This is a genomic window from Sandarakinorhabdus rubra (genome assembly GCF_010994245.1).
Lineage (GTDB): Bacteria > Pseudomonadota > Alphaproteobacteria > Sphingomonadales > Sphingomonadaceae > Sandarakinorhabdus > Sandarakinorhabdus rubra.
The window spans coordinates 1-9,342 of sequence record NZ_WMHO01000096.1 but is presented as its reverse complement, the minus strand read 5'-3'; the positions used below and the strand labels follow the sequence as shown (position 1 = coordinate 9,342).

Here is a 9,342-nt window from a genome sequence, read left to right as displayed (position 1 = left end):
TGCGCGCCGCCATGCCCTTCACGTCGCCGCCGGCACAGAAGGCGCCGCCGGCCCCGGTGATCAGGATGGCGCCGATGGCGGGATCGGCCTCCGCCTCGCCCAGCAGCCGTGCCAGCCCATCCAGCATCGCGCGCGACAGGGCGTTGCGCGCCGCCGGGCGGTTGAGGGTGAGGGTCAGCACGCCGTCAGCGGTGCTGGCCTGCAGATCATCTGTGCCCGTGTCATAGCTCATCGGTCAGTCTCCGGCAGGAAATCGAGGCCACACAGGCGCGCCGGCGCAGTAAGGCCGGTGAGGCGGATGGCGTTGAGGCCCTCGCCGCGCTGATCGGCGACGGCCGTGAAGTCGAGCGCGCCATTGTCGAGCGCGATTCGCCAGTTATCCCCGCGCCGCACGGCGGGCCGGTCGAGGATGGCCGCCCAGCGCGCGGCGGTGGCGGCCGGATCATCGCAGGCAAGGCTTGCGCCGCTGATGGCCATGTCGGCCCGGGCATGGCGCTGCCAGTCGCGCCCCGCCCACATATAGCTGCCCAACAGGATGCTGTCTGGGCCGTGATGATCGATGGAGAGCAGGCAGCCGCCGGTGTCGCGCGGGTGGAGATGGAGGGCTGTCGCGTGCAGGGCGGCATCGCCCACGCTCAGATCCTCCACGATCCGCACGCCAAGTGCGGCCATCCGGGCGCGCACCGGCGCCAGATCATCAGTGTCGAGGATGACCATGTAGCCGGTGGCGCCGCCGCGCCGCGCCAGGTAGCGGCCGGCGGTGGTGTTCTCGGCCATTGGTGCCAGCGCTTCGAGGAAGGTGCCGCCCAGCGCCCACAGCGCGTTTTCGAGGCCATATTTGCCGACACCTGGATCGCGGTAGCAGATGTCGGCCACCACAAGGCGGCCGACATCGGCCTCGACCGGTGCAAGGTCGGGCGCCACCATGGCAATCTGGCGCAGTCTGAGCATCCATCCTCCCCAAAGCGGTCGTTGCCGCGTCCCCATCTCCGGCGCAGCATCGCAGCCTAGGGGAGGCGATGATGGCGCAAGATGGCGTGACTGTCAGCACCGAAGCCGGCGTGATGCTGATCACGCTGGATCGGCCCGAGAAATTGAACGCCTACACCGATGCGATGGGCCGGGCGTTGGCCCGGGCGGTCCGCAGCGCCAGCGCCGACGATGCGGTGCGCGCCATCATCATCACCGGGGCCGGCCGCGCTTTCTGCGCCGGCGCCGACGTCTCGGCCGGCGCCGAGGCCTTCGACATGGCGGGCGCCGGTGCCGGCAATTTCGGCAACGGCCGTGGTAGGGGCCGGGGCGCTGGCAGAGAGGACAGTTTCATCCACGCCCTGTTTGAAGCGACCAAGCCCACCATCGCGGCCATCAATGGCCCGGCCGTGGGCGTGGGCATCACCCTCACCCTGCCGTGCGACGTGCGCATCTGCTCCACCAACGCGCGCATCGGCTTTGTCTTCGCCCGCCGCGGCCTCGTGCCGGAAGCCGGCAGCGCCTGGTTCCTGCCGCGTCTTGTCGGCCTGCCCCAGGCGCTGCGTTGGTGCCTGTCGGGCCGGCTGTTCGATGCCGAGGCGGCGAAGGCCGGCGGCCTGGTGAGCGAGGTGGTGTTCCCCGGCGAGCTGGTCGACCGTGCCCGCGCCATTGCCGCCGAGATGACGCAGGGCACCGCGCCTGTGGCTATCGCCATGACGCGCGCCATGCTGTGGCGGTTGGGCAGTGCGGCCAGCCCCGACGACGCGCTGGCGGTGGATGCGGCCTGGAACATCGCGCTGGGCGCCGGACCGGACGTCAAGGAAGGTGTGGCGGCCTTCCTCGAGAAGCGGGAGCCGGCGTTTCCCGGCCGCGTCAGCGCCGATCTGCCGCCCGGCTATCCTTGGGGTGCACCGAAGCCCCGCCGCCGCAAGGTCGCCAGCTGATGGACATCTCGCCCGAATATTATGGCCTGATCGAAGGCGGCATCAGCCTGTTTGCCGTGCTGGCCTTCGCCGGCTGGCAGCTGTGGAGCCTGCGGGAGAAACCAGGGGAACGGGACGATGAACCCGACCCGCCCCCCGGCTGATCAGAAGTTCACCCGCACCCGGCCATAGACATAACGCCCATTGATCCCGATCGGCGACAGGATATCATAGGCGAGGTTGCCCGCGCCATTGATGTCGTCGATCGAACGGTCGGGATAATTGTCGAACAGGTTGTTGGCGCCGATCGCGACATTGAGCGACTTGGCGATGGTGGCGCTGAGTTCGAGATCGAGCTGCCATTCGGCGCCGAAGGTCTGGCGCGGGGTGAAGCCGCCGAAATCGAACTGGCGGGTGGTGCTGCCATAGCGGTTGACCCGCACCAGGCCACCGAACGTGCCGTTGGTCCAGTCGGCGTTGAACACGAAGCGGTTGTTGGGGGCGGCCGTGGTCAGCGTGTTGCGCTCTTCGAGGCCGATGAGGGCGCCGGGGATGCCGTTGGCCGCGAGCTGCGGCGGCGGCGCATCGACACGCAGGATCTTGTTGTCGAAATAGCTGTAGCCGGCGTTCACGTTCAGCGTGCCGCCGCCAAGTTGCCCTGTGTAGGCCGCAACGGCCTCCACCCCGCGGGTTTCGAGATCGACCGCGTTGGTGAAGAAGTTGATGGCATCAAAGCTGCCCAGGCCCAGCGCGGTGCGCTGCTGCGGCGTCAGATCGCCCAGGTCGAAGCGCTCCGACAGGGTGATGCGGTTGTTGACCCGGATGCGGAACAGATCGACCGACAGCCTGAGACCCGCCATCGGTGCCGCCGTGATGCCGGCCGACAGGTTGAAGGCGCGTTCCGGATCAAGATCGGCGGCGCCGAGCGCACGCGCCGCCGGGCTGTCCACCGGCAGGGTGGCAACGCGGCGCAGCGAGCCGCCTTCGCCGAAGTTCAGCGACGTGGACGAAGCGCCCAGCTGGGCCAACGCCGGCGCCCGGAAGCTGTTGGAAATGCTGCCGCGCAGCGCCAGGCCGGGGGTGAATTCCCAGCGCGCCGCCGCCTTGCCGGCCACCGCGCTGCCGGCATCGCTGTAATGTTCGAAGCGGCCAGCGGCATCGACATAGAGGGTTTCCACCACCTCGGCCGACAGTTCGGCATAGGCGGCATAGACCTGCCGGTCGAGCCGGCGGGCGTCCTCTGGCGTCAGGCCGGGGCCGGCCTGCACGCCGGGCTGAAGGCCCAGGCTGTCGGGGTCGGCGAGTGGGCCGACCGCATAGGAGGCTTCATCGCCCGGCGAGGAGCGCCAGCGTTCGTGGCGCAGCTCGGCGCCGATCGCGAAGGTCACCGGGCTGGCGAGACCGGCATCGAATTCGCGCGCCGCATCGAGGTTGGCGCTGATCTGGTCGAACCGCGTCTTCGCCAGCAGCACGTCATTGGGCGAGGCGGCGCCCAGCGAATAGTTGACCGTGTTGCGCAGCCGCTGGGTGATGCTGTTGGCGCCCCAGGTGACGCTGCCATCCAGCCGCCATGCGCCGGCATCGCCCTTCACCCCGGCGGTGAGCGAGAGATCGCGGTTGCGGATGCGGCTTTCCGGGCGGAAGCCATTGAGGCCGCCGGGCTGGGCCGGGCTGACATAGTTGTTGCCATTGCCATCGACGATCACCGGCCAGCGGAAGAAATTGGCCCCGGAGACATTGCGCAGATGGGCGACGCCAAAGCTGTAGGCGCGCGCGCTGCCCAGCGCGAATTCGGTGTTGTACCAGGCGTGGCCGCTGTTGACGGCGGGGTCGCCGACCTTGAACAGCCGCTCTCCGAAGAAGCGGTCGTTGCGCGGATCGGAATAGCTGCCGTTGGTGAGGAACTGGCCGCCCTGATCGCGCCCGGCGCGGTTGGTGCCCTCCTGGAAGAGGTAGTCGCCCCCAACGCTCAGGAAGCCGTCGTTCCCCAGCTTGAAGCCGGCCTTGCCGTCGATCACCACGGTCTGGCCGTCGGTCAGCCGCTGGTCGAGCACATCGGGGTTGGTGACGTTGAGGCCATAGGTGACGCCGAACGAGCCGCCGCTGTCCGACCGGTCGAGCCCGACATTGACCACGCCGGCAATGGCATCGCTGCCATATTGGGCGCCGGCGGCATCGCGCAGCACCTCGATGCGGGTCACGGCGTTGATCGGCAGCGTGTTGAAATCAACGGGCGTGGTGCCGCGGCCGATCTTGGTGTCGAGGTTGGGCACCGAGGTGCTGTGGTAGCGCTTGCCGTTGACCAGCACGAGCGTCTGGTCGGGCGACAGGCCGCGCAGCTGGGCGGCGCGGACCGCATCGCCGGCGCCGCTGTTCGACTGGCGCGGGAAGTTGAAGCTGGGGGTCAGATTCTGGATGGCCTGCGCCAGTTCGCCGGTGGTGCCGGACTGGCTGATGGTGGCGCCGTCCAGCACGTCCACCGGCACCGGGCTTTCGGTCACGGTGCGATCGCGGCTGCGAGTGCCGGTGACGATGATCAGGTCGCTGTCGGTCTCGGCGGCCAGCGCCGGCGGCGCGGTGAGCGCGGTGGCGGCGAGCAAGGCGCCAAGCAAGGGCTGCGTGATCGGCTTCATGAGTTGGGCCTCCCGATTGAATGTCTATTAACGGGGCAGGGATTTACGCGAGGCCTCGGGCAGGGATAAACAACAATTGCTTGTTCCACCTGAAACATATCTGTCATTGGGGCCAAGCGTTGCAGAAAGGGCACAGGTTCGCGCATGACCGAAGGCGGGGCCGAAACGGCAAGCAATGCCCCGCGCCGTGTGCTGGGCCCCTGGGCCGCCGCCTCGGTGGTGGTTGGCATGGTGGTGGGTGCCGGCATCTTCCGATCAGCCAGCCTGGTCGCCGCTGGCATCGGCAATGATGCGCTGGTGCTCGTCGCCTGGGCGGTGGGCGGCGTCTTCGCGCTGGCCGGTGCGCTCTGCTATGCGGAGCTGTCGACCGCCTTTCCGCATCCGGGCGGGGACTATCGCTTCCTGCGCCTGGCCTTCGGGCCCGGCATCGCCTTCCTGTTCGCCTGGTCGCGCTTTGCGGTGATCTTCACGGCCAGCGCCACCATGCTGGCCTTCGTGGCGGCCGATTACATTGCCGAACTGGTGCCGTTGTCGGCCTTCGCGCGCGGCGCCGTGGCGGCCGGTTCCATCCTGCTGCTTACCGTCCTCAACCTCGCCGGCGTGAGGCGCAGCACCGGAGGGCAGGTGGCGCTGGTGGCGATCGACGTGCTGGCGCTGCTGGCACTTGGCGGTGCCGCACTGGCGCTGCTGGCCGCCGGTACGCCGCAGGTGGCGCCAACGCCGGCGCCGCGCCCGTTCGAGGCCGGCAGCTTCGGGGCGGCAATGGTGTTCGTGATGCTCGCCTTCGGCGGCTTCAACGACAGCGCCACCCTGTCGGCCGAGGTGCGCCGCCCGCGCGACATGACGATCGCCATGGTCGGCGGCATGGGCCTCGTCACCGCGCTATACCTGCTGGCCAACTGGGCTTATCTGTCGGGGCTGGGCGGCGCTGGCCTTGCCTCCAGCGCCGCGCCAGCGGCGCAACTGATGGCCCATGCCTTCGGGCCGGCCGGGCAGATCGCCATGGTGGTGGCCGTCACCATCGCGGCGCTGGCGATCCTGAATGCGTTGGTGCTTGTGGGTGGCCGCACGCTCTATGCTGCCGCTGGCGACGAGCCGGCCCTGGCCCGGCTGGCGCAGTGGGACAGTGCCTCGGGCGTGCCGCGTGCGGCGATCTTCGCCCAGTGCGCGGTGTCGCTGGTGCTGGTGGTATGGGGCGCCAACTCCACCGGCTTTGCAAAGATGGTGGACTATATGGCGCCGGTCTACTGGCTGTTCCTGTCGCTGACCGGCCTGTCGCTGATGCGGCTGCGCCGCCGCGATCCCGATGGCCCGCGCCCCTATCGCGTGCCCTTTTACCCGATCGTGCCACTGATGTTCACCGCCGGCTCCACCTATGTGCTGGTGTCATCAGTACTCTATGTCGGCTGGGTCGGCTGTGCGATCAGCTTCGGCATGCTGGCGCTCGGCTTGGTGGTGCGGGCCGGGCTGAACCGCAACGCCCGGGGGGTGGCGGCGGGCAGCGCCTAGCCCGGCGCGCAAGCGGCGAACAGCTGCTGCACAGCCGGCGCCAGCCGGATCGCGCCCTGCTGCCCATCCGGCAGGCGCCATTTCAGCCTCCCCTTGCCGGCAGCGATGGCGACGTGAAGGGCGGAACCGCGCTGAATCAGGAACTCGGACGTGCCAACGCCGTCCTCGACAAATTGTTCGTCGAGCAGTGCAGTGGCGCCGCTGGCCCAGAACTGCATCGGCCGGCCACCACTGAGCGGCGCTTCACTGCCAAGCCAGAAAACGATGCTACCTCCGGCCCGGCATTCGAAGGCGGCATCGGCCATCGTGGCGGGGTTGCCCCAAACAGCCACCGGCCCCGGCAACTGGGCTTCCGCAGCGGATTTGAAGGTCCAGCCCGGCTGGGGTCCGCCGCCGCAACCGGCCAAAAGCACCGCCTGCGCGCCGGCGCACAGCAACCCTAGCCTCACGCCTTGCCTCAAGGCTTCCGGGGCATCCGCCAGGGCAGCATCCACTGCACGGCGCCGGTGGCGAAGCGCTGCATGTTGAGCGATTCGTGCACGGCCAGCACATCCTCCCCCCATAGCCGGGTGGAGAGCGCGGTGCGGCTGTAGAAGGGCGTATCCTCCCAGGTGGCGCGCACTCGGGCGGTGTAGCCGGCGTCGGCGCGCGTCAGCCTATCGAGCCGCCAGGCGGTGCGCGGCAGCACCACCGGGGCCGGCATCTCCATCACCTCGGCCTGGCCGTCGGGCGTGATCCGCAAGGCCATCCCGAAGGCGGCGCCATCGGCAAGCTGGCCCTCATACATCACCGCGGTGGAGCCATCCTTCAGATGCGCCCGGCTCCACTGCCAGTCGGCAAAGCCGGCTTCGAGCGGCTCGCTGCCGTGGTTGGCATCGAGATAGCCGGTGCCGGTCCAGCTCAGCGCCGGATCGGAAAAGCGCACGTCCACGCGCGATTGCGGCGCTAGCGGCTCCCACACGTGGCGGCCGCCGGGATCGAGCCGGAAGCGGCGCTGGCCGAACACGACGGGCGTCACCCGCACCTGCCCGCGCACATTCAGCGGCAGCACGGCGCCCTGTTCCTCGATGTCGATCACGAGAACCTCGCCATCCCAGCGGACGGCCGATGGGCCGATGCGCAGCGTCGTGCGGTCGCGCCACAGGGCGCCACGGCCGCGTTCGGTCATCGCCCAGCGCCGCCCGCGCCGGCCATAGAGGGCGACGTTCAGGGAGACGTGATTTTCCGGATCGTGGCGCCCGGACGCCTTGTAATAAGGCGAGAAGACCGAGCCGATGAAGGCGATGATGGTCAGTCCGAAACGGCCGCAGTCGCTTTCGGCGTCGACATACCACCAGCGGTAGCCGGGCCCAGGAACGTCCTGGTCGAAGCGCGGTCCGCCAGGATCGCCGCGCTCGCCAAGCGGCCGGACAAGGCCGCCATCGGCACGCCCGCTCCCGGGTGCGCCGAACCACTGGCCACCCAGAGCCCGGGCAGCTTCGTCCTGCTGCCAGGCCGGCGGAAGCTGGCCTGCCACCCGTGCGAGGCCCGACCATAGAGGGCCCCACCGCTGGAAGGGAAAAGCGCCTCGAACATCGCCGGTCCCACTGGCAGCATCGCGGTCGGTTTCAGTGTCAGCCCGCACCGGGCGAGGACCGCCAGCGTTGCTGTCTGACATTGTTCCATCTCCTCAGGGCTTGGTGGGGCGCCGTCGCCGCCAGAAAAATCTCCGGTCGCCGGGGCATTGACGATCAACTGGAATCGCTCGGGTGCGCCGGCCAGTGGCGGCGTGATGCCACGGTCCTGGGCGCAGATATAGATGCTGGGTTCCACCGGCAAGCGATGCTCGCCGAAGATGTTGCGGAACTCGGCGGCATAGTCGGTGGAAAAGAAGACATTGTGGCGATCAAGGTCGAAGCCGCTCGCTTCGGCCGTCATCATGGTGACCAGCGCGGACAGCGAGCGTTCGTGCGGCTTCACGCCGGTCACGGCGCCGGCTGCGGCGGGCCCGAAGCGGCCATCGGCGATGGCCGAGATGTCGCTGTTCGACAGCACGTCGCGGGCCGGGATCTCCTCGCCGCTGGCCAGCGTCACGCCGGCGGCGCGCCCGCCGCGCACCCGTATCTCGGCCACATGGGCGTTGTAGCGGAACTGCGCGCCCAGCCGCGCCGCCTGTGCCGCCAGCTGGCGTGCCAGTTCATGCATGCCGCCATCGACCAGCCAGACGCCGCGCGCCTCGAGATGGGCGATCAGCATCAGCGTGGCGGTGGCCTGGAACGGATCGGCGCCGGTGTAGGTGGCATAGCGGCCATAGAGCTGCCGCAGCCGCGGATCGCGGAAATACTTGCCCAGCGTGGCCCACAGAGTCGCGAACGGGTTGATTGCGAACATCTCGTGCAGATGGAAGGGCGCGTATTTCAGCGTCAGCCCGACGGGGCCCATGGCCGGGCTTTCCATGAAGCGGGTTTCCAGCGCCCGCCAGATGCGCGCCGCCTCGGCCTGGAAGCGCACCCAGCCGTCCGCCTCCTGCCCGCCGGCAAAGGCGGCGACAGCATCGCGGCTCCTGGCGTGATCGGCCCAAAGGTCGAGGCTGCTGCCATCCTGCCAGGCGTGGCGGGCAAGGCGATCGGACTTCACGAGCCGCAGATGATCATCGAGCACGGCGCCGGCATCGGCAAAGAGGCGTTCGAACACCGGGCGGTGGGTGAACACGGTGGGGCCGGCATCGATGGCGACGCCGCCCACATCCACGGTGCGCAGCTTGCCGCCGGGGTGGGCCATCCGCTCCACCACGGTCACCGGCAGCCCACGGGCGGCCAGCAGCACGGCCGCCGCCAGGCCGCCCATGCCCGCTCCGATGATGACAACGCCGTTATCGCCTGCCAAATCAGCTATCCGAATCAATGACCGGTTGCGCGCGGTTTGGCGCATGGTGGGCGCGCAGCGTCAAGGTCATGATGCGAATCGCAAGGGGAGCGCGGGGTGCCCAATGGCCGGCGTGGATGATGGCTGAAGTGGCGACCGGCGGCTTGAAGCTGCGCTGGTTGAATGCCCGCAACCGCGTGCTGATGGACCCGGCGTTCCAGCGCTTTGCCATGCGCAACTGGCTGCTGCGCGGCACCGCGCAGCGTCACGCCAATGCGATGTTCGCGGTGATCAGCGGCTTCGTGCAGACAAAGGCGCTCACCGCCACGGTGGATGCCGGGGTGATACGGCGGCTCGCCGGCGGCCCTGCCAGCACGGCGGACCTGGCGACAGGCGCCGGGCTGCCGCTGGATGCCATGGAGCGGCTGCTGGGGGCGGCCAGCGCCATCGACCTGGTGGAGCGC

10 protein-coding genes are annotated in these 9,342 nt (G+C 69.2%); 4 read left to right on the top strand and 6 right to left on the bottom strand.

What is annotated here, in order from left to right; translation table 11 throughout:
• A partial coding sequence (locus GJV64_RS07630) for an enoyl-CoA hydratase/isomerase family protein (protein ID WP_205599558.1) occupies positions 1 to 232 on the bottom strand: 232 nt, incomplete at its 3' end.
• Positions 229 to 951: a VOC family protein gene (locus tag GJV64_RS07625; protein WP_164156668.1), complete on the bottom strand. Its 723-nt coding sequence runs from the start codon at positions 949 to 951 to the stop codon at positions 229 to 231. The genes GJV64_RS07630 and GJV64_RS07625, both read right to left, overlap by 4 nt.
• 68 nt (positions 952 to 1,019) lie before the next feature.
• On the opposite strand from GJV64_RS07625, the gene GJV64_RS07620 reads away from it, so the two are divergent.
• A complete protein-coding gene (locus tag GJV64_RS07620) occupies positions 1,020 to 1,913 on the top strand; it encodes an enoyl-CoA hydratase-related protein (protein ID WP_164156667.1) in 894 nt (297 codons plus the stop codon).
• Entirely contained in the window at positions 1,913 to 2,056 is a 144-nt protein-coding gene (locus GJV64_RS07615; RefSeq protein WP_164156666.1) for a hypothetical protein, read from the top strand. The genes GJV64_RS07620 and GJV64_RS07615 overlap by 1 nt, the downstream gene beginning before the upstream one ends.
• Here the strand turns inward: GJV64_RS07615 and GJV64_RS07610 are convergent, their stop codons facing one another.
• The gene (locus GJV64_RS07610; RefSeq protein ID WP_164156665.1) at positions 2,057 to 4,525 is read right to left on the bottom strand and encodes a TonB-dependent receptor plug domain-containing protein; all 2,469 of its coding nucleotides are present in this window, start codon (positions 4,523 to 4,525) and stop codon (positions 2,057 to 2,059) included. It lies immediately after the preceding gene.
• 144 nt (positions 4,526 to 4,669) lie between these two features.
• On the opposite strand from GJV64_RS07610, the gene GJV64_RS07605 reads away from it, so the two are divergent.
• Positions 4,670 to 6,034 carry an APC family permease gene (locus tag GJV64_RS07605; RefSeq protein ID WP_164156664.1) on the top strand — a complete coding sequence of 455 codons (1,365 nt, stop codon included), beginning with the start codon at positions 4,670 to 4,672 and terminating at the stop codon, positions 6,032 to 6,034.
• Here GJV64_RS07605 and GJV64_RS07600 read toward each other — a convergent pair.
• The 3 genes from GJV64_RS07600 to crtD form a co-directional block, all read right to left on the bottom strand.
• Entirely contained in the window at positions 6,031 to 6,366 is a 336-nt protein-coding gene (locus GJV64_RS07600; RefSeq protein ID WP_164156663.1) for a hypothetical protein, read from the bottom strand. The genes GJV64_RS07605 and GJV64_RS07600 overlap by 4 nt on opposite strands.
• 125 nt (positions 6,367 to 6,491) lie before the next feature.
• A complete protein-coding gene (locus GJV64_RS07595; RefSeq protein WP_164156662.1) occupies positions 6,492 to 7,202 on the bottom strand; it encodes a hydratase in 711 nt (236 codons plus the stop codon).
• A 122-nt stretch (positions 7,203 to 7,324) separates the two neighbouring features.
• Positions 7,325 to 8,899: a 1-hydroxycarotenoid 3,4-desaturase CrtD gene (crtD, locus tag GJV64_RS07590; protein WP_328799168.1), complete on the bottom strand. Its 1,575-nt coding sequence runs from the start codon at positions 8,897 to 8,899 to the stop codon at positions 7,325 to 7,327.
• A 116-nt stretch (positions 8,900 to 9,015) separates the two neighbouring features.
• Between crtD and GJV64_RS07585 the strand changes: the two genes are divergently transcribed.
• The coding region (locus GJV64_RS07585; RefSeq protein WP_328799167.1) for a methyltransferase family protein at positions 9,016 to 9,342 on the top strand (327 nt) is incomplete at its 3' end.

What these genes read in the sequence shown, in the direction of transcription:
- GJV64_RS07595 (WP_164156662.1), bottom strand. Translation starts at nt 7,202, where the DNA reads ATGACCGAACGCGGCCGTGGCGCCCTGTGGCGCGACCGCACGACGCTG.
- GJV64_RS07610 (WP_164156665.1), bottom strand. Translation starts at nt 4,525, where the DNA reads ATGAAGCCGATCACGCAGCCCTTGCTTGGCGCCTTGCTCGCCGCCACC.
- GJV64_RS07605 (WP_164156664.1), top strand. Translation starts at nt 4,670, where the DNA reads ATGACCGAAGGCGGGGCCGAAACGGCAAGCAATGCCCCGCGCCGTGTG.
- GJV64_RS07625 (WP_164156668.1), bottom strand. Translation starts at nt 951, where the DNA reads ATGCTCAGACTGCGCCAGATTGCCATGGTGGCGCCCGACCTTGCACCG.
- GJV64_RS07620 (WP_164156667.1), top strand. Translation starts at nt 1,020, where the DNA reads ATGATGGCGCAAGATGGCGTGACTGTCAGCACCGAAGCCGGCGTGATG.
- GJV64_RS07615 (WP_164156666.1), top strand. Translation starts at nt 1,913, where the DNA reads ATGGACATCTCGCCCGAATATTATGGCCTGATCGAAGGCGGCATCAGC.